Source organism: Anaerobutyricum hallii, assembly GCF_900209925.1.
Lineage (GTDB): Bacteria > Bacillota > Clostridia > Lachnospirales > Lachnospiraceae > Anaerobutyricum > Anaerobutyricum soehngenii.
This window is the reverse complement of the sequence record NZ_LT907978.1, coordinates 1,108,456-1,129,725: the sequence shown is the minus strand read 5'-3', so window position 1 is coordinate 1,129,725 and position 21,270 is coordinate 1,108,456. Positions and strand designations below refer to the sequence as shown.

Below are 21,270 nucleotides of genomic sequence, written 5' to 3'. Positions count from 1 at the left end.
CTTTAACTCCCCAAGAATCCATAACCTTCTGGAGATTCCCCACCCTTACAAACTGTGGATTTAGATAGCCAGAAAAAAGAAATACTGCCATATCCCAGATGCGGCTTCGGAGCGTGTTTAAGATGCAGTTGAGCATCTTAAACGCAGCGACTACAGAGCAGATGGGATATGGCAGTATTTCTTTTTTCGTCTGTACGAAATCTACAGATTCATATTTTAGTGGTGGAATAAGCGAATTCCTGTGAATGACATTTCGATTCCGTATTTATCACATGTTTCGATTACATTGTCATCGCGGATAGATCCTCCTGGCTGTGCAATGTATTTTACACCACTCTTATGTGCACGTTCGATATTATCACCAAACGGGAAGAAAGCATCAGAGCCTAATGCTACATCTGTAAGTTTATCAAGCCATGCTCTCTTTTCTTCTCTTGTAAATACTTCCGGTTTTACTTTGAAAGTATTTTCCCATACACCGTCTGCGAGTACATCCATGTATTCATCTCCCATGTAGATGTCGATCGCATTGTCTCTATCTGCACGACGAATCTCATCTTTGAACTGAAGTCCCATTACCTGAGGGGACTGTCTAAGCCACCAGTTATCTGCTTTCTGTCCTGCAAGACGTGTACAGTGGATTCTGGACTGCTGACCTGCTCCAATACCAATCGCCTGTCCATCTTTTACATAACATACAGAGTTAGACTGTGTATATTTTAAAGTAATCATGGAAATAGCCAAATCTCTCTTCGCTTCTTCTGTCAGTTCTTTATTCTCTGTAACGATATTATCAAAGAACTTATCATCGATATTTAATTCATTTCTTCCCTGCTCGAAAGTGATTCCAAATACCTGTTTTTTCTCGATCGGTGCCGGAATGTAGGCTGGATCGATCTGAATTACATTGTAGTTCCCTCTTTTTTTAGATTTTAAAATCTCAAGTGCTTCTGGTTCATATCCTGGAGCGATCACACCGTCAGATACTTCTCTTTTGATCATGTTGGCTGTAGAAACATCACATACATCGGATAATGCGATAAAATCACCGTAGGAAGACATACGGTCCGCTCCTCTGGCTCTTGCATAAGCACAGGCAAGAGGAGATAATTCTCCAAGGTCATCTACCCAGTAGATTTTAGCCAGTGTATCGCTAAGAGGAAGACCTACTGCTGCTCCGGCTGGAGATACATGTTTAAAAGAAGTTGCAGCAGGAAGCCCCGTTGCTTTTTTTAATTCGCTTACAAGCTGCCAGCCATTAAAAGCATCTAAAAAGTTAATATAACCTGGTTTTCCGTTCAGTACCTGAATAGGGAGTTCCCCCTCTTCCATATAAATCCGGGATGGTTTCTGATTTGGGTTACATCCATATTTTAACTCTAATTCTTTCATTCTTATTTTACCTCTTTTAGTTTATGTTCTGACTTTGTGATTTCGGTTATTCTTATTGCATATTTAGAGCGTGTTTGAAATATCAAAAAGTAACCTGCACGCCTCCATTTGCATATTTTAAAATTTTTCTATATTTTAGTCCAGAATTGCAAATGCGTATCTGTATAATTTTAATCTGCAACTTTGCAATATGTTTTTAAATAATTACTTTTTATTCGCACTAATTACTTGTCTTCAATAATTACTTGTCTTCAATAATTACTTATTTTTATTAATAATTTTAGATTCATATTTTCCTGTTGCAATGTCAATATAACGTACAAATAAAGAAACTTTATTCTCTTCATTCAAACTGTTCCAGAGAGTATCTGCAAATGCATCCATATCATCTGGAATTGCCATCCACTTTGGCTCTCCTTCAAAGCTTGGTAAAGGATTACCATCATGCATATAAGTGGAAATGAAATGACCCTCTCCTGCCGGAACATCACTATATGCAAATGTGTAGCGATTACAGCTTTCCGGATTACCGTTATTGCTCTTTAAAATAGACATTGCATAATTGAATTTGCCCTTTTCCAAATGAAGAACTGCTGAAATTCTAGGAGTATAGTTTGGTCCGTCCGGCTCAAATTCTCTGGAACGTAAAGACTGCTCGAATGTAAGCTGTTTATCCATTCCTTCATAAATGGTGTCTGTCTGATCCCCGTTTGTCACGATTGTTTTATTACCAAGCACTCTCACTGGCGCATAGATAATAAGGCTTGGATCTTCTAACTTTGACGGATCAAATGCCTGTGTACGAATACCTTCCCCGTCTTCCACAAAAATACGGTTACGGCTGTTCGAACTTCTTCCCATAATAAAATAAGCAATTGCTGCCTTTTTTCCGTCTTCGGAACGTCCGACAATAATTCCTCTTCCCGGATAAGAATTCTCTTTCAGTTCTTTTTCGATTGAAATCATTTTCATGAATCAAGCTCCTCCTTTGAATCTAAAACATTTTTAATAAAATCTATTTATAAAATATAATACAATAAGATACTGACAAACGCAACTGTCAGACCTTTCGAATTATAAGAAAGATATTAAAAAAGATTTAGATATTTTCCCTACTTGTGCCTGATATGTGGTAGAATAAAGTACGTCTTTTTTACAAAAGCTAAGACGTATCACATAAATGTGTGTCTACTACGCACAGAAAGGACCTATTATGAAGAAAAATTTTTTATTACTTTTCACCACCTTTTTACTTTTTGCACTTACTGCTACAGGCTGTAGCAATAAGGTTTCGGGGAACCTCGGTAAAGATGGCATCAAACTGGTTGGAACGTGGAATGGAGTTGGGAATGCTTTAGGAAGAGACGATAGTTATAACTGTGATTATCTGAGCTTTTCCATAGATAAAGAGGGACAGTTTACGCTGAAAGATATCACACAGAATAAAACCTGCCTAAGTGGAGGTCTTTCTGCTGATTCATCAAAGTTTTCTTTAAATACCGGAAGTGAAACTGCTGTAGGATTGCCTTCCGGATGGGATGATCTTGGTTCAGGCAGTACGCTTTCTTATACGATGCCTTCTGAAAATATCCTTGTATTAACCTATGATAATGTCAGCTATCTTTTTAAAAAATATAAGGAAGGGACACAGTCTGATTCTGCAAATACTACGGGACCACTCTTAAATCTTACAGAAAATGACGTATGGTACAGCAAAGAAGACTTTACAACCGATACAAACCGATACAAATTAAGTTTATATGATAATTACATGGAACTTCATTCTCTTGATGAGAAAGCTGCTACTGAAAATGAACCTGCTTTTGTTACTAATTTTTTCTATCTTTCAAGCAGGGATAATGAATTTACTTTTTATACGTACAAAGATGATTCTATGAATCTTCCTGCTGTTTTTAAAGATTTACCGAATGGTTTTTCAAAATGCACCATGAAAATTCATGCAGAAAACAACTCTCTTACTCTGTCTTATAAAGGACAGAACCTTCTTTTTACAAATAAATAAAACAAAGAAGGAATAGAACTAACAAAGAATCTTTTTATTCACATTTAATAACCTGTGTACGCCTGGAATTTTTCTGTACTATTTTTAAGATTTTTAAGAAAAACAAGAAGGATACATCACAAATCATGGAGTAACATTTATGATTGAAGTAGAAATTAAACTTCCTCTGTTCCGAAGATCTGTAACGGAACGGACGTTAACAGAGTTTGGATTTAAACCCGGCAATCTGGTGAAAGAATCGGATTTTTATTTTACCAGCGATTTTCATGATTTTATGAAAACAGACGAAGCACTTCGCATACGAACATGCGATAACTTTAACACAAGAGAAACAGCTTCTTTCCTCACCTATAAAGGGGCGAAGCTTGATACTGTTTCCACAACAAGAAAAGAATTGGAAACCCGCATAGACGATGCAGAAACTACAAGGGAGATTCTTATCTCCCTTGGTTACAAAAGACTCTATCCGGTTACGAAGCTCCGTCAGTATTACCATAAAGGAATGATGACTGCCTGCGTAGACCAGGTAGAGGGGCTTGGTTCTTTTTTGGAACTGGAAATTCTCGTAAACACTCTGGAAGAAAAAGAAAATGCCCTGCAAAGCATCGAGGCACTTCTCTTAGATATGGGCAGCAGCCTGAGAGAAACTACGCGGAAATCTTATCTGGCGATGCTTCTTTCAAAGGGTTCTCCCGATTAACAATATAAATTCCTATACATACAAGAACTAATGAGGTCAGGCCAGCTAATGAAAATGCCTGGCCTTTTTCTTTTAATAAAAGAGCTGATAGCATTACACCAAACACCGGATTCATAAAGCCAAATACTGCAATTCTTGAGGGCGGATTATATTTCAAAAGTAAAGACCAGATTGTATAAGCTACCGCTGAAATACAAGCCATATACAGCAACAGGAACAATGGTGCGATTCCCTCAAAACGAAGTTTTCCACCCATTATTTTTCCCATAACGATAAGCACTGTACCACCCATCATAAACTGCCAGCCGCTAAGGAGAACCGGGTTTGCTTTTGTAGAAAACTTTTTAATAAATGCAGAAGAACACGCAGCGGACACTGTGGAAACAAGTATGAAAAATTCTCCATTCCAGTGAAAGCTCATATCTAATCCTCCGCCACCAAGATTAACAAGAATCACTCCGGCAAAACCAATAACACAGCCAATAATTTTCGGTCCGGTCAGCTTTTCCTGATGAAATATAAGGCTGGCAATTAAAATAACCAGAAAGGAATTCGCTCCGTTAATAATTGAAGACTTTACTCCTGTTGCATGAGCCAGTCCCATATAAAAGAATACATATTGTAATATTGTCTGAAAAACTGCCAGTATCATTGCCATGGGAATTTCCATCTTTTTTAATTTATACTTTCCGGAAGTCCCAAGCAAAAGCACAAGAAAACCGGCAAGAAAAAATCGGCATCCTGCAAACAAAAGCTGTGATGAAGCATCTGCTGATGCAATATGAAACATCTTGTATCCTATTTTTATACAGGGAAATGCACTTCCCCAAAGCAGACAGCATATCATAGCTAAAAACCATACAACGCCTGTCTTTTGCATCCATTGTTCTTTCAAATTACTTTCCTCCTGTTTTATCACATATTTTACAAAATTATCGCAATCCTTTAACATTTGATTTTGCTGTTCTATTCTATACTAGCTATCCATCGTCTGTCAAATTCATTTCTCCTAAGAAACTTTGTTCTGTATTCTTGCATTTAAAAATAAGATACTATACAATGATGTCAGGGTCAAAAGGTCAAAACTCCGTTCGTGCCTGTACGATAGGGTGTTTGACTTTGAAACCCGCGGAACATGATAAAGGAGGTGATTAACTTATGAAGTTAATCCACACTGCCGACTGGCATCTTGGAAAAAATATCGAAGGTTACACCCGCTTAGAGGAACAACGGCAGTTTTTAAAAGACTTTATAAAAATATGTGAAGATGAACAAGCAGATATGATTATTATTGCCGGAGATATTTATGATAATTATAATCCGTCTGCCATAGCGGAACAGCTTTTTTATGATACATTAAAACAACTTTCAAGAAATGGCAGCTGTATGACGGTTGTGATTTCCGGAAATCATGATAATCCTGACCGCCTGACTGCCTCTGGACCACTCGCACGAGATCATGGCATTGTTATGGCCGGCAACCCAAATTCCATAATCACTCCCGGGATATATGGCCAACACGAAATTACAGAAAGTGCCCCGGGATATTTTCACGCAATTATAAATAATGAAGAAGTTGATATGCTTCTTGTTCCTTTTCCAAGTGAAAAAAGATTGAATGAAGTATATCTTAATGAAACAGACGATGAAACACAGAAAGCCTCTTCATATGGAGAAAAAATGTCTGCACTCTTCTCTTCTCTTAAAGAACATTTTCATAAAGATTCCATACATCTTATCGCAAGCCATCTCTTTGTAATGGACAGCATTGAAGATGGTTCCGAACGAAGTATACAGCTTGGAGGAAGCTATATGGTCGGAGGAGATATCTTTCCTGAGACAGCAGACTATATCGCTCTTGGACACGTCCATAAACCACAGAAAGTTCCCGGCTGTCCAAATGCAAGATACAGCGGCTCTCCACTTCCTTTTAATATTAAGGAAACTTCTTTTCATAAACAGGTTATCTCCGTAGAACTTCGTGCCGGCTCTCCCTGCGTTATTCATGAACTGCCGCTTCCTGTATATAAACCAATCGAAATATGGCATTGTGAAAACATTGAAGAGGCGATTGAAAAATGCGAAGAAAATAAAGAGCGGGACTGTTGGGTATACCTTGAGATCAAGACTGACCACTATATTCACGAAGAAGATATCAAAAAAATGAAGACATTAAAAACAGACATTCTATCAATCACTCCCGTTTTACCAGAGAATGACTCTGATGACTTTTCCGCCTCTGATATTAAAGAACAGCCATTTGATGAACTTGTTAAAAATTTTTACCGGAAAAGATTTCAGGTTGATATCGGAGAAGAGACACTCGCTCTTTTGATGCAGATTATGGAGGAAAATTAAATGAGACCACTTCAATTAAAACTAACCGGCATTAATAGTTACCGAGAAGAACAGATCATTGATTTTGAAACACTGACTTCGCAGGGACTTTTCGGAATTTTTGGTCCTACCGGAAGCGGAAAGTCCAGCATTTTAGATGCGATGACTCTTGCCTTATATGCAAAACTCCCCCGCGATACTAAAAACTTTATCAATACCAACAAAAAAAAAGCTAACGTTTCCTTTCTTTTTTCCATCACAACAGACAAGACACGCAAATACTTAGCAGAACGTTCTTTTCGCTATCACACAGGAAATAGCGTTTCTACAGTAAGAAATACAACCGGACGTCTTATCTTGTATGAAGGTGATACCGAAACTGTTTTAGCCGACAAACCTACAGAAGTTACAAATGAATGTATCCGTCTTCTTGGACTTACAAGTGAAGACTTTATGAGGACTGTCGTTCTTCCGCAGGGGCAGTTCAGTGAATTTCTCCGTCTGAAAAATAAAGAACGGCGCGTTATGCTCCAGCGTATTTTTCACCTTGAAAAATACGGAATAGAACTTACCGGTAAAATTGCCCGCGCAAGGCAAAAACAAGATTTACTTTTAAGTACTCTTTCCGGAGAAAAAAAGGGATATGAAGATGTCTCTTCCCAGAAGCTTTCTTCATTGAAAAAAGAAAAAAAAGAAAATACTAAACAGTGTGCCACACTCTCTGAACAGCTCACTGTTTTAGAAAAAAACTTTGAAGAAACAAATGAACTTTTCTCCTTACAGCAGGAACTTTCTCCCCTAGAAGAACAAAAAAAAGAAAATGAAAAGACACTTTCTTCCATAAAACAAAAGGAAAAACAGCTTGATACTGCAAAAAAGGCCAATCAGCTTCGTTCTTTTTCTGATCAGGTCTCACAGACAAAAAGCATTTGTGAAGAAGCAGAAAAAAGATTGCAGCATATTCAAAAAGAAGTAGATTCTCTTCACGTTGCTTTTGAAGCAGCAAAAAAAGCATATGATGAAGTCCATCTATCACAAAAAGAAACTCTCCCTGCCCTTCAAAAAGAAGAGCAATTATTAGAAAACTCTCTATCCACTATCAACACAATACAATCCTGGTCTAAATCACAAAAAGATTACGAAAGGCAAAACCAGGAACTTTTAAAAACATTGTCTCCTTTAAAAGAAAAACAGCAAAGCCAATTAAAAAAAGAAGAAGACATTCGAAAACAGATTGAACACATAGAAGTGGAACTGGATGCAGACAAAATCACTGCTGAAAAAAAAGCGCTTTTAGAACAGGGAAATATCATGGAAGAAACCTATCGGGAAAAGCATCAGAACTATACAACAAATTCAGAAGCGTTATCTGACTTAAAAGCAAAGATCATAACAGAAAAAGAAGCCTTTGCTCTCAAAAAAAAGCAATTAGAATACAGCTATATACAACTTTCCCATCGACTTTCTTATTTAGAAAAACAACATTCTGATCTTACCGAAAAATTAACTGATTTTAGAGAGAAAGAAATTCAAAACAAGCAACAGCAAAAATTATTGCAGCAAAATCATATGGCTCAGCTTTTACGCGAAGAATTACAAGAAGGCGTGGTCTGTCCCGTCTGCGGTATTCCTTATGAAAAACATGATCTGCCAACAGAATCTTCCCCATTTTCGTTGAAAGATCTCGAAGAAACGCAAAAAAATCTAGAAAAAAATATACAGCAATTGCAGAATAGAATCATGCAGATTGAAAAAGAATTTGCCTCTCTAAATACACAACTCCCAAATCTAAAAGAGGCTCTGGAAATCACTACCCAAAACGATCTCTCTGATATGATTTCTGCCCCTGATCTACAGAAAAAAACTCCGAATAATCCCCCTATCGTACCGGATTATTCTGCCATTTCCAGACAGCATGCTGAATATTTACAGGCAAAAGGACACCTTCAACAGCAGGAAAACCAGTATACAGAGCAGAACACACTCCTGAAAGAACAGCACGCTACCCTCCAAAACTATGTAGAAAAAATATTTTCTCTTCGAAAAGAAAATAACATCGAAAATTTTTCTATTGCTCTTAAAAACCTTCGAAATAGGGAAGAACATCATCAAAAACAAGAAAAAGCTTTAAAAGAAAAACGCCTTTCTTTAGAAATCCTCCTTTCTGAGAAAGATAGTCTTTCTTCCCAGATTATATCTTTGGAAAATGAAAGTTCATCCCTCACTGCAACCATTGATAACTGCAAAAAAGTAATTGCAGAACAAACCGAAAAAATTCCAAAACAGTTCTCTTTCGATATGGATTTTCCTCTGGCATTAAATAAGGTCAAAGAAAAACAGGAAAATATCAAAACTTGTTTTTCCAAAGCAGAAAAAGTCTACCAAAACAAACAAAAAGAACTGCAGCAAAAACGAGAAGAACTTGGCTCCTGCGAAAGCACTGCCGCTTCTTCACATACACATTTAAAGCAAATGACGCAGCTTTATCAAAACCAAAAAAATATGCTCGGTTTTAAAGAAGAGGAACAGCCTGAATGTTACTACATGGAAGAAATACAAATAAATCAACTTCACAACGAAATTGACACCTACTATACTTCTGCAAGAAAAACCGAAGAACAAATTCTTTATTTAAAAAATAAGCTTGGAAATCGTCATATTGAAGAAGAAGACTGGCGCAGACAAAAAGAAGAACGGGACTCTGCCAGAAACCAAATTAATACTCTAACTTCTTCCCTTCTCCTTTTAGACCATCAGATTCAGGAGATGACAGAAAGACTCACTGAAAAGCAAAAATTAGAAGAACAATGGGAAAAAGAAACACATAAAAAAGATATGATAAAAGAATTAGAACAGCTTTTCAAGGGAAACGCTTTCATTGAATATGTGGCCCAGGCAAAGCTTGCCTATATCGCCAGAGAAGCTTCCGTCATTCTCTCAAAGATATCTGGTGGAAACTACACTCTCGAAATTAACGAATCCGCTGAATTTATTATACGGGATAATAAGAACGGCGGTGCCATACGCCCTTCCGATACTCTTTCCGGCGGAGAAATGTTTATTACATCCCTCGCATTAGCATTAGCGCTTTCTTCCTCCATCCAGCTTAATGGAGCTGCACCACTTGAATTTTTCTTCTTAGATGAGGGATTCGGAAGTTTAGATGACGATCTGTTAGACACTGTTATGAATAGTTTAGAACAGCTTCAATCCAAAAAGAGAAGTATTGGCATCATCAGTCATGTAGAGGCCATTCAGACAAGAGTTCCCGTAAAGCTCCTTGTCACTCCATCAGATCTATCACAAAAAGGCAGCCAGATTACATTAGAATATTCCTAATATTCATTTTGTAGATTTCGTGTAGACGAAAAAAGAAATATTGCCCTATCCCATCTGCTCTGTAGTCGCTGCGTTTAAGATGCTCAACCGCATCTTAAACACACTCCCAAGCCGCATCTGGGATAGGGCAATATTTCTTTTTTCTGACTATCTAAATCCACAGTTGGTAAGGATGGGGAATCTCCAGAAGGTTATGGATTCTTGGGAAATTAAAGTCTAACGGATTGACGCATTTCTTCTGGGTGTTTCTATTTGAATAGAAAGCGTAGATTTTGGGAGAATCCCCTTGTGTTTTGAGACAAAATAAAGCGTTTAGCGCGACGGAACAAAATCAAGCTTATAAAAATTCTCTTTTCTTTACCATACTTTCCTTACAATTCAGATAAAATCTCCAGAAGAGAAAAATTTCTTGTTGTGGGATGGCATGTAGAAGTGAAGTTGTCACGCATCTGATATTACTAAATTCCAAATATACACAACAATTTAAATGTCAACCCTTTAGAATTTAATTCCATAAAAAGCCATAACATTCTGTAGAATCCCCCTTCTCACCAACTGCTGATTTATAGTAGACAGAAAAAAGAAACAATACCATATCCCAGATGCGGCTTCGGAGCGGGTTTAAGATGCGGATAAACATCTTAAACACAGCGACTACAGAGCAGATGGGATATGGTATTGTTTCTTTTTTCGTAAACTATAAATCAGTAATTAAAAACCTTTGTAGTATCTTCCTAAGGCATCTGCTGCAACCATTGCTGCGTATACCTTCTCTGGTGTAACTTCAAATGGTTCATTACCTAATGTGTCATCTGGGGAAGCTGCTAATGTTGCTGCTTCCATAAGAGCATCCTTATCTGGATTCTCGATTCCAAGATCTGCAAATGTAGTAGGAAGTCCAACATCCATGCAGAAAGTAATTACTTCATCTAATAAATCTTCATCGGCATTCTCAAGTACAAGCTGTGTTAATGTACCAAATGCAACTTTTTCTCCATGATATAAATGGTGACATTCTTTAATACATGTCAGGCCGTTATGGATGGCATGTGCGCCAGCTAATCCGCCACTTTCAAATCCCATACCAGATAACAGTGTGTTTGCTTCAATTACTTTTTCTACTGCTGTAGTACATACATCAGCTTCTACTGCAAGTTTTGCTTTTACACCTTCTTCTATTAATGTCTGATAGCAAACTTTTGCCAAAGTAATCGCTGCAATTGTAATATGACCACCTGCACAGCTAGTTGCATTGCTTGCCTGACAGGCTTTTGCTTCAAAATATGTTGCAAGTGCATCACCCATACCGGAAACTAACAGTCTCGCCGGAGCCTTTGCGATAATATCGGTATCTACTAAAACAAGATTTGGATTTGCCGGTAACCATAAGTATTCTTCAAATACGCCATCATCTGTATAAACTACAGTAAGGGCAGAACAAGGTGCATCTGTTGCGGCAATGGTAGGACATACGATAACCGGACTGTTCACATAATAAGCAACGGCTTTTGCTGTATCAAAAATCTTTCCGCCGCCGACACCGATAACCATATCGCAGCCTTTTTCTTTTACGATAGCAACCAGGCGGTTAATCTCGTTTTTAGAACATTCCCCATGAAATGCTTCAAAAACAAGTTCACATCCTGTCTCTTTGAAACTATCTTCGATAATTCCACCAACACGTTTCTTTCCGCTTTCACTAATTAAAATAAAAGGCTTCTTTCCAAGCTTTGTAGCGTACTGCGCAATATTCGCAAGCTCTCCCTTTCCCTGCACGTACTTCGCTGGACTGATAATAATGTTTGCCATAAAAAAATACCATCCTTTCTTATAATAGAAAAAAATTGCTACAAAAACCGCTTTGTAACCCCGGTTTTCTTGTTATAATTATAACAATTTTCTAATAAAAAAGCAACAGTTCTTTGTATAATTAGACAAAAAACAGGAAACAGATGCGATAGTTGTTTCTGTAAAGTTACTACTATAATATCCATTTCCCGTTTCTATTTATTTTATTCGAAGTTATTATCGAAAATAATATTAAGTTTAGCTTAATGCTGCTGTAACAAGTGCCATTTTATAAACTTCCTGTGCATTACATCCACGACTTAAATCATTGATCGGTGCATTAAGTCCCTGAAGAACTGGTCCGATTGCTTCATATTCACCAAGACGTGCAGCAATCTTATATCCGATATTACCTGCACTGATTTCTGGGAAGATAAAAGTATTTGCCTGTCCTGCTACTGTAGAACCTGCACATTTTACTTTTGCAACTTCCGGTGCTACCGCTGCATCAAACTGAAGCTCACCGTCAATATCTAAGTCTGGCGCCATCTCTTTTACTTTCTTTGTAGCATTCGCCATTAATGTTACCATCTCGCCCTTTCCAGAGCCATATGTAGAATAAGATAACATAGCAACCTTTGGATCAATACCAAAGATTTTTGCTGTCTTTGCAGTCTCAATAGCGATCTCTGCTAATTCATCTTCATTTGGAGCAATGTTAATTGCACAATCTCCCATTGCTAACTTCTTATCACCTTTTACCATGATAAAGCAGGAGCTTACAATCTTGTTACCTGGTTTTGTTTTAATTAACTGTAATGCAGGACGTACTGTATCTGCTGTAGAATAAGTTGCTCCTCCTAACAGACAATCAGCCTTACCCATCTTTACTAACATTGTTCCAAAATAGTTTGATTTAGAAAGAGCATCGCGAACCTGTTCCGGTGTCATCTTGCCTTTTCTTAATGTTACCATCTCATCAACCATCGCATCAATATCAGCATACTGTTCCGGATCAATGATCTGACATTTATCAATATTAAATCCGGTTTCTTTTGCTGCTGCCTTTACTTCGTCAGCCTTTCCAAGAAGAATAACACCAAGAACTCCCTCTGCTGTAAGTTTATCTGCTGCTTCAAGAATACGGGCATCTGTTCCTTCTGTAAAAACAATAGTACGTGGGTTTGCTTTTAACTGCTCTGATAATTTTTTAAACATGTTTTATTTACCTCCTGTTATTCAGTCATATACTTAACTAAATCCAAATAACTAAAATCTTTCGACTGCAGATCGCGCAATGGACTATCACACGAACTTGCACACACATTTTTTATTGTATCGGTTTTGTTTCCGCTTTTCAAGCTATTTCAAAAGAAAATACAAAAAATTATGCACTTTTCTTTGTACATAATAGAATTCGACTATGAATCATAAAACAATCTACTAAGCAAACTGCACAACAAAGATGTTACTGTACAGATTTTTTATATTCATAACGTAATATCCCACTCTGGAATACGCCTTCTTTCCAGGTTCCTTCTTCCACAATATTCCAGTCCGGATGTTGTTTATCCAAATATTTCTTTTGTCCGTAACCTTCTTTTATTCCATCCGAACCAAAAACAGCATCACATAAAAGTCTTCCATCTTTTCCATATACTTTATACCGATCTTTATCCCACTCAAAAGCACGAACACCTGTAGTATAGCGATTTCGATATCCTGGTCTGAACTTTTTACCGGTAAGCTGCTGGAACAGACGCAGCGTATTCGGATGGAGAAGCGCAGTATAACGAAGTCCCCCTTCACTTAGCTCCTTGTAATAATACGGATAAAACGGCATCATAAACTGTAAAAACACTTGCTTTAACTTTTCGATATCATTTACATATCCTACAAGTTTACCTTCTTCTTCCCGGAAATCTACACAGGTAAAGTATTCTTTTACCATTCTTCCCGTAACGGTAGAAAGTCCTTCAATAATATCATTCTTTTCCTTATATAATTCCTGAGATATCTCCCCAAGCTTTTTAAGCTGACTCCATTCCTCTTTATTATAAACACAAAACAAATTCTGCAGCTCCTGAGTCATATAATGATATAACTGCTCTTTTTGTTTCACTGCCTGTATATCTGCAGATGACTCTTCTTTTGTTGAAATATTCTGTAACTCTTTTTTTGCAGCACTTTGTAATTCTCTTTGCGGCTCTTTTTGCGTAGTACCTTGCGATTCTCCCTGTGTCCTGCTTTGTGACTCTCTTTTCGCAGTACTTTGCAATTCTTCCTGTGTCCTGCTTTGTGACCCCCTTTTCGCAGTACTTTGTAATTCTCTTTGTGCCGTACTTTGTAACTCTTCTTTCGTAGTATTCTTTGAATCAGACTTACTGGCCATAAAAAAGGCAATCCCAGCAATAATAATCCCAATTACTACGACTCCGATTATAAGATTCATTTCTTCTCTCCCTCTTTTTTCCTCAGTAATTATAGTAATTTTGAAAAAAATACTATATTATATTTATACTATACGTTTTTCACAAAAAATTCAATATTAAATGTTATATTTAGTAAGTATATATAAACGAAGACTTTTATGGAGATTCTATATGATTACCTGTTTCGTACAGCTTAATTTAAAGCTGCTTTTCGTTTTAATCCTGTTGGGATTTATTATCGGGAAAAGCAGACACTCAGCCATTCAAAACTTTTCCAACAAAAAGTGTGGCTATTTTATTATGGACTTTTTTAATCTGATCGGTATTCCTGTTCACGAGCTTGGACATTTACTTTTTGGACTTTTCTTTGGATACCATATTGATCAGGTTTGCCTGTACCGTACCACAAAAAAGGCGATTCATTCAGGTGGAACTTTAGGATTTGTAAAAATGCACCATGAAAATCATTCCTTTTTGCAAAAACTGCAGGGAGATTTAGGGCAGTTTTTTATCGGGATCGGCCCACTCTTATTTGGACCAACCGTTATTTATATTATCAGCCGGTTTCTCCCGGAAAATATCAGAATGCTCCCTTTTTCCTTCCAAAAAGGATGGGCAATTTCCCTGAAAGCCTTGCAACAATTACGAGCTTCTGATATAATCTTTCTGTTTGTATTCCTGTATATCATTATGGGAATTTCTTTAAATATGGAATTAAGCAGACAGGATATGCATCTTGCCTGCAAAGGCCTGATTCTTCTTGAGGTTATATTTCTTATTCTTTCAGGTCTTTCTGTTTTATTTCACTGGAATCTGCAATACAGCATTGATATTCTCTTTCGATGGAATCTACTGATTTCTTCTATCGGAATCATCTCCGCACTAATTGCCAATCTGATTTCTCTGATTTAAAGCTCATAAATAAATAATACAAAGGGGTATGTATAAATTATGTCAGTATTAAAAAAATTCAAAAAGAAATTCATTTCAAAGTTACGCCGAATCCGCAAACACTATCGCTACAAAGTATATTTTCCAAAAGTATATTCTTCCTACTGTACTGAACCTGTACAGGAGAATAAAGTCCTGTTTTTGGAAATGCGTTTTACAAAGCTTTCCAATTCATTTGAACTTATTTATAAAGCTTTAGAAGAATCCGGCGAATATGATTTAAAATGTTCTTATGTACAGTTTAATTTTATCCGCGGACGCGAATTTACACAGCGCGTTAATGAAATGCTCAAAGAACTTGCAACAGCAAAATATGTCTTTGTTGACGATGCTTCTTTAATTCTTTCTTCTATTCCATTAAGAAAAGAAACGGTAGCGATCAATCTCTGGCATGCCTGTGGTGCATTTAAAAAGTTTGGCCGCAGCACAGCAGAATTAAAATTCGGCTCTTCCGCTGCTACATTAGATAAATATCCAAACTATGGTAACCTTACTCATGTAACTGTCAGCAGCCCTGAAGTCATCTGGGCATATGAAGAGGCAATGCACCTTCCTAAAGGCATCGTAAAAGCAACCGGTGTCAGCCGTACTGACCAGTTCTATGATAAAGAATTCGTAGAAAGCCGCAAACAAAAACTATACGAAATCATGCCAGAAGCTAAAGATAAAAAAGTTATTCTTTATGCTCCAACCTTCCGAGGTCATGTTGCTACTGCTTCCTCCCCGGACTGTATTGATTTTGAACGTTTTTGTCGTGAATTAGGCAACGAATATGTTATTGTTTGTAAACATCATCCATTCGTCAAAAATCCACCAATCATTCCGGAAGAATTACAGCATTTTGCAAGAGACCTTACCAAGTACCTTTCTATCGAAGACTTACTTTGTTGTGCAGACATTTGTATCTCTGATTATTCTTCACTGGTATTTGAATACTCTTTATTTGAAAAACCAATGATTTTCTATGCATATGATTATGATAACTACTGTGACTGGCGTGGCTTTTACTATGACTATTCTGAATTCACACCAGGTCCAGTTGTTCAGACAGAAGATGAACTTTTAAACAGCATCAAGAATATTGATACACAGTTTGATAAGCAAAAAGTCATTGATTTCAAAGAAAAATTCATGGGAAGCTGCGATGGACACGCAACAGAACGTATTATCGCCTTAATGAAAGAAAATTAAAATCCTGATTTGAGGGACTAAAGAAATGAAACCCAGAAACTTTATATAGAATAAAATGTGAAGATAGTCGCGGCGTAGAAAATGCCTGACTGGCATTTTTACTTGCTCCGACATCACATTTTATTCTATATAAAGTTTCTGGGTTTCTGTTCTTTGGCTCCAGATGAAATCAGAATTTTGTGCAAAAAATAAGGGAATTCCCCAGACGTGAGTATCTTTCTGCTGAATTACATTGAGATTTCTAAAGAAAAGGGGATTCTCCAAAAAGTTATGGATTTCCGTAGAATTAAATTCAAAAGGATTGACATTCAAATTGCTGTCTATTAAAAAACTATGAAAAAAGAGAAAAACTGTTTATAAATATTGTATTTTATGACTTTGATCTATGGATTTTAGCAGAAAGCGTATTCCTTTTGGAGATTTTCATTCTAAATAAAAACCATAGTCTTCTGGACAATCCCCTTATTTTTCCCAAAACGAAAATACTAATTTCCATCTGGAGTCAAAGAACAGAAAACCAGAAATTTAATAGAAAAGAAATGTGATGTCGGAGCCAGTAAAAATGCCGAACAGGCATTTTCTACGAAGCGACTATCTTCACATTTTCTTTTCTATTAAATTTCTGGTTTTCGTTTCTTTAGACCCTCAAATTAGTATTTAATCCCCATTCTCACCAACTGTGGATTTAAAGTAGTCAGAAAAAAGAAAAAATACCATATCCCAGATGCGGCTTCGGAGCGTGTTTAAGATGCGAATAAGCATCTTAAATACAGCGACTACAGAGCAGATGGGATATGGTATTGTTTCTTTTTTCGTCTATACGAAATCTACAAATTAGTATTTTTTAGATGACATGCGAGTTCGTGTTTTTCGCCTACTGTTTTTAATTCTGGTTTTTCTTCTTGACATTTTTTCATGCAGTAAGCACAACGATTCTGGAACGGGCAGCCTTTTTGTTCTCCTGTCGCTCCATTCACTTCTCCTTCAAGAGGCTCGATTGGTTTTGAAAAATCCATATGAATATCAAATACGGATTGTAACAATGCTTTTGTATATGGATGCATCGCTTCTTCCGTAACCTTTTCTCCCGGAAGGATTTCTACAATGTTACCCATATACATTACTGCGACTTGGTGTGCTATACTTGATATCATTGCCAGATAGTGACAGATAAATCCTAATGCGATCTGTTTTTCTTTTTGCAGCTTTACAAGAAGCTCAAGGATTGTCTTTTGTACAGAAACATCTAAGGCTGAAGTTGATTCATCGCAGAAAATGATTTCCGGTTCTAAAGCGATTGCCCGGGCAATGCCTACTCGCTGCTGCTGTCCGCCACTCATATTATGTGGGTAGCGATCAACAAAGTCTCCTGGTAATTCTACCATTTCCAGATACTTTCTTGCGATGGCATCTTTCTCTTTTTTCTTAATCAGTCCGAAATTCATAAGTGGTTCACAAATTATATCCCGCACTTTCATTTTAGGATTAAAGGATGTCGCAGGATTTTGGAAGACCATCTGCACGTTTCTGCGGTTTGCTCGTAATTCTTCTCCCTTCATCTTTGTAATATCTTTTTCTTTGAAAAAAATCTTTCCTGATGTCGGTTTCTCAAGCTGTACCATCATCCGCATAAATGTGGACTTTCCGCAACCGCTTTCTCCTACAATTCCTAATGTCTGTCCCTTATAGAACTTCAAACTGATATCATCATTGGCAATCAATTCTTTTCCGTTTGCCAGAGGGAACTTCTTTGTCACATGTTTTGCTTCTAAAATAGGTCTTTCTTCTTTAGACATACCGCTCCCCCTTTAAAGATGGCACAGCCAGCAATAGATTCTTTGTATAGTCTGACTTTGGATTATGTAAAATCTCTTCTCTGTCACCGGAATCTACAACTTTTCCCTGCTTCATTACGATCATTTTATCTGCCATATACGCAGCAACACCAATATTATGTGTTACGATAATAATGCTCGTACCAAAAGTGTCTCTAAGTTCCATCATCTCACGTACGATCTGTGCCTGCGTTGTTACATCAAGTGCACTTGTCGGTTCGTCTGCAAGAAGGAGTTTTGGTTCAAATGTCATAGCCATTGCAATACCGACTCTTTGACACATACCTCCGGAAAGTTCAAATGAATAACTATCCATAATACGCTTTCCATTCGGCAGACGCATCTTTTCTAACATCTGAATGGCCATATCTGCTGCATCTTTTTTGGAAATGTCTCTATGCGCGCGGATATACTCCACATACTGGCTCCCAATTTTGCGGACAGGATTTATCATTGCCCCAGCATTCTGAAAAATCATGGAAATCTGAGTCCCTCTTAAATCTCTCCACTGCTTTTTAGAATAGTGAAGTAATGATTCTCCTTCAAAAAGAATGTCTCCCTTGGTTACCTTTCCACCGCCGGGCAAAACTCCTAAAATAGAACGGATTACTGTGGTTTTTCCGCTACCGCTTTCTCCCACAATGCTGCAGATTTCTCCGGGTTTCATCTGAAGATGAAACCCTTCGATTGTCGGTCTTGGATTTTGGCTGTATGTTACGGTTATATCCTGAACATTAAGCATAAAAACCTCCTATTTCGCTGGAGCAATTTCTGTTGTAAGCCAGTAATAATCTGCTGTGTGAATGTCTGCTCCTGTAACTGTCTTATCACTGATCATTGAACTGTTGTAATAACCATGAACAACAACAGCTGCGTCATCAATCAGAATCTGCTGTAACTGCTCAATAATCTTTGCACGTTTTGCTTCATCAAATTCTGTTTCTAACTGCTCATATAACTTGTCAAATTTATCATTTTTGTAATTACAGAAGTTTGCATCTGATTTACCATACCAGTTTGCAAGATATTCTGTAGGGTCGCCATTACCTACAGTAATCCAGTTAGAATCACAAAGATCATACTCTCCTGCAACCATCAAGTTCCACTCTTTATCTGCGTTCATAGAATCAATCTTTACATCAATTCCGAGGTCTTTAAGCTGTGTCTGGATTGCCTGTGCAAAGTCGGAAAGTCTTCTGTTCTCATATGTGATATATCTAAGTGAGATATTCTTTCCATTCATCTCGCGGATTCCATCGCCATCTGTATCTTTATAACCTGCATCATCTAAAAGTTTCTTGGCTTTATCTGTATTAAACTCATATGGATTCTTTAAATTATCATATCCATAAGCCAGACTGGAAGGAAGTACGGAAATTCCCGCTGTATATAAACCGCCAACTGTAACTTCGCACATGGTCTTATGATCTAATGCCATCTGTAATGCCTGTCTTAATGCATCGTCTTTTAAAATACCTTTTTCATTGACATACGCAAATCCACAGCGAACACCCTGTCCGATAGATACATTAAAGTTATCATCTTTTTTCAAAGTTTCAAGATCAGATGCAGAAGTAATATTTTCTACAAGATTTACATCACCGTTCTGGAGAGCCATTGCTTTATTATCTTCACTTAAGAAATCAATTTCAACGTTATCATAAGGCACTTCACCATTCCAGTAATATTTATTCTTTACAAGAGTTGCTTTTGTCTTAGAATCAAAACTTGTTAATGCATAAGGGCCTGTACCGATTGGATTCTCTGCAAGATCATAATCTCCACTTACATCAAGAATAACGAATACTGGATATGCAAGATCTTTTCTAAGGTCAGCCTTTGCCTGTTTTAAAACAATTGTTAAAGTACGTGCTTCATCATCTGCTGTAATTGATTCGTAATCCATAAACTTAGATGGATTAGAAGAACCCGTCTTGTTAGCATAAAGAACATCCCAGCAAGCTTTGATTGCAGAAGGAGTTACATCATTTCCGTTAGAAAACTTTACACCATCGCGGATGTGGAATACCCATGTCTTATTATCCTCTGTAGAATATTCATCACAAATCGTATTCTCTACACTTAAGTCATCTTTATACTTAAAGAGACATTCTCCAACACCATAACGGCTGTTACACCAGGCTGCATTAATCATATTTGCCGGGTCTAAAGATTCTGAGTAAGAAAAACATCCAAACTTTAATGTATTTCCCTCTGTGCTGTCACTGTTTCCTTTACCGTTTCCACCACAACCGGCAAGCATGGTAACTGCCATGATCATAGCTGTCATGATTCCTAAAAATCTTTTCATCTTCTTCATAAACTTATCCTTTCTTTATCCTTTTTTGTTATTTATTATACATAACTGTTGATTTCTACACAGACTGCAAAATACATCATATCATTTGCAGTTAACATACATAGGAACCCATACAGTTACTAATATAATCCTTTATTCTTCTCTTACATCAAGTACATCTCTTAAACTGTCACCTAAAAGATTAAATACTACAACAACGATAACGATTGCCAGTCCCGGATAAATCATCATCCATGGTGCATTTTGCATATAGGTTCTTCCCTCATTGAGCATAAGTCCCCATTCTGCCGCCGGAGCCTTGGCTCCAAATCCTAAGAAGGATAAACCGGCAAGTTCCAGCATCATACCACCAATATCTGTGGCGGCTGTAATTATCAATGTTGGAATAATATTTGGAAGCATATATTTTCTTAAAATATAGCTTGTTTTTGAGCCAGTTACTATTGCTGCATATATGTAATCTTCATGACGTATCTTCATGACAAGGCTTCTGGCAAGTCTTGCATATTTAGGCCAGCTTACTACAGCAACCGCAATCACCGCATTCTTTACACTAGCTCCCATAATACCTGCAACTGCAATAGCAAGAACCATACCTGGGAAAGAAATCATCATATCGGATATTCTCATAATAACCGCATCGATCCATCCTCCAAAATATCCTGCTAACGTTCCAAGTAAAGTTCCTATTGCAAAAATCAGTACAACGAGTATTAATGTTGCCGGGAGTGAACTTCTTGAAGCATAAATCACTCTGGAAAATATATCCCGCCCTAATTTGTCTGTTCCAAACCAATGAGCGCTGCTCGGTGGCTGTAATGCGTTCTTTAAATCAGATACATAAGGATCCTGTGGTGCAATTACCGGTGCAAAAATAGTAATAAGAGCAAGCAATATAACTAGCAATAAGAAAAAGGAAAACTGTTTATTCTTTTTTATAAAATCTAATACTTTATGCATTA

General features: G+C 37.2%; 16 protein-coding genes. 6 read left to right on the top strand and 10 right to left on the bottom strand.

Going from position 1 to position 21,270, the window contains the following annotated elements; genetic code table 11:
* Nucleotides 1–216 precede the first annotated feature (216 nt).
* Both EHLA_RS05145 and EHLA_RS05140 read right to left on the bottom strand, forming a co-directional pair.
* Entirely contained in the window at nt 217–1,392 is a 1,176-nt protein-coding gene (locus tag EHLA_RS05145; protein WP_021908157.1) for a phosphoribosylaminoimidazolecarboxamide formyltransferase, read from the bottom strand.
* 258 nt (nt 1,393–1,650) lie between these two features.
* Nucleotides 1,651–2,364, bottom strand: a complete 714-nt coding sequence (locus EHLA_RS05140; protein WP_021908156.1) for an IMP cyclohydrolase — start codon at nt 2,362–2,364, stop codon at nt 1,651–1,653.
* A gap of 241 nt (nt 2,365–2,605) precedes the next feature.
* Between EHLA_RS05140 and EHLA_RS05135 the strand changes: the two genes are divergently transcribed.
* Both EHLA_RS05135 and cyaB read left to right on the top strand, forming a co-directional pair.
* Nucleotides 2,606–3,415 (top strand): hypothetical protein, encoded by an 810-nt coding sequence (locus EHLA_RS05135; RefSeq protein WP_096239560.1) that lies wholly within the window; start codon nt 2,606–2,608, stop codon nt 3,413–3,415.
* A gap of 139 nt (nt 3,416–3,554) precedes the next feature.
* Entirely contained in the window at nt 3,555–4,115 is a 561-nt protein-coding gene (gene cyaB / locus EHLA_RS05130) for a class IV adenylate cyclase (RefSeq protein ID WP_096239559.1), read from the top strand.
* Here the strand turns inward: cyaB and EHLA_RS05125 are convergent.
* The gene (locus tag EHLA_RS05125; protein WP_330399890.1) at nt 4,063–5,010 is read right to left on the bottom strand and encodes a DMT family transporter; all 948 of its coding nucleotides are present in this window, start codon (nt 5,008–5,010) and stop codon (nt 4,063–4,065) included. The genes cyaB and EHLA_RS05125 overlap by 53 nt on opposite strands.
* Nucleotides 5,011–5,273: 263 nt before the next feature.
* On the opposite strand from EHLA_RS05125, the gene EHLA_RS05120 reads away from it, so the two are divergent.
* Together EHLA_RS05120 and EHLA_RS05115 are read left to right on the top strand one after the other, a co-directional pair.
* Nucleotides 5,274–6,473 (top strand): metallophosphoesterase family protein, encoded by a 1,200-nt coding sequence (locus EHLA_RS05120; RefSeq protein WP_096239558.1) that lies wholly within the window; start codon nt 5,274–5,276, stop codon nt 6,471–6,473.
* Complete coding sequence (locus EHLA_RS05115; RefSeq protein ID WP_096239557.1) at nt 6,474–9,791, top strand: AAA family ATPase; 3,318 nt, start codon at nt 6,474–6,476, stop codon at nt 9,789–9,791.
* 711 nt (nt 9,792–10,502) lie between these two features.
* Here EHLA_RS05115 and EHLA_RS05110 read toward each other — a convergent pair.
* The 3 genes from EHLA_RS05110 to EHLA_RS05100 form a co-directional block, all read right to left on the bottom strand.
* Nucleotides 10,503–11,600 (bottom strand): glycerol dehydrogenase, encoded by a 1,098-nt coding sequence (locus tag EHLA_RS05110; protein WP_021908150.1) that lies wholly within the window; start codon nt 11,598–11,600, stop codon nt 10,503–10,505.
* Nucleotides 11,601–11,837: 237 nt separating this feature from the next.
* Entirely contained in the window at nt 11,838–12,797 is a 960-nt protein-coding gene (gene pta, locus EHLA_RS05105; protein WP_021908149.1) for a phosphate acetyltransferase, read from the bottom strand.
* A gap of 250 nt (nt 12,798–13,047) precedes the next feature.
* Nucleotides 13,048–14,031, bottom strand: a complete 984-nt coding sequence (locus EHLA_RS05100) for a hypothetical protein (RefSeq protein ID WP_096239556.1) — start codon at nt 14,029–14,031, stop codon at nt 13,048–13,050.
* A 280-nt stretch (nt 14,032–14,311) separates the two neighbouring features.
* On the opposite strand from EHLA_RS05100, the gene EHLA_RS05095 reads away from it, so the two are divergent.
* Both EHLA_RS05095 and EHLA_RS05090 read left to right on the top strand, forming a co-directional pair.
* Nucleotides 14,312–14,923: a hypothetical protein gene (locus EHLA_RS05095; protein ID WP_123864840.1), complete on the top strand. Its 612-nt coding sequence runs from the start codon at nt 14,312–14,314 to the stop codon at nt 14,921–14,923.
* A gap of 39 nt (nt 14,924–14,962) precedes the next feature.
* Nucleotides 14,963–16,153 (top strand): CDP-glycerol glycerophosphotransferase family protein, encoded by a 1,191-nt coding sequence (locus EHLA_RS05090; RefSeq protein ID WP_096239554.1) that lies wholly within the window; start codon nt 14,963–14,965, stop codon nt 16,151–16,153.
* Between the two features lie 827 nt (nt 16,154–16,980).
* Here the strand turns inward: EHLA_RS05090 and EHLA_RS05085 are convergent.
* The 4 genes from EHLA_RS05085 to nikC form a co-directional block, all read right to left on the bottom strand.
* Nucleotides 16,981–17,949, bottom strand: a complete 969-nt coding sequence (locus tag EHLA_RS05085; protein WP_096239553.1) for an ABC transporter ATP-binding protein — start codon at nt 17,947–17,949, stop codon at nt 16,981–16,983.
* Nucleotides 17,942–18,730, bottom strand: a complete 789-nt coding sequence (locus EHLA_RS05080) for an ABC transporter ATP-binding protein (RefSeq protein ID WP_096239552.1) — start codon at nt 18,728–18,730, stop codon at nt 17,942–17,944. Before EHLA_RS05080 ends, EHLA_RS05085 begins: the two co-directional genes overlap by 8 nt.
* Nucleotides 18,731–18,739: 9 nt before the next feature.
* The gene (locus EHLA_RS05075; RefSeq protein WP_096239551.1) at nt 18,740–20,308 is read right to left on the bottom strand and encodes an ABC transporter substrate-binding protein; all 1,569 of its coding nucleotides are present in this window, start codon (nt 20,306–20,308) and stop codon (nt 18,740–18,742) included.
* Between the two features lie 132 nt (nt 20,309–20,440).
* On the bottom strand, nt 20,441–21,268 hold the full coding sequence (gene nikC / locus EHLA_RS05070; protein WP_096239550.1) for a nickel transporter permease: 828 nt from the start codon (nt 21,266–21,268) through the stop codon (nt 20,441–20,443).
* Nucleotides 21,269–21,270 lie beyond the last annotated feature (2 nt).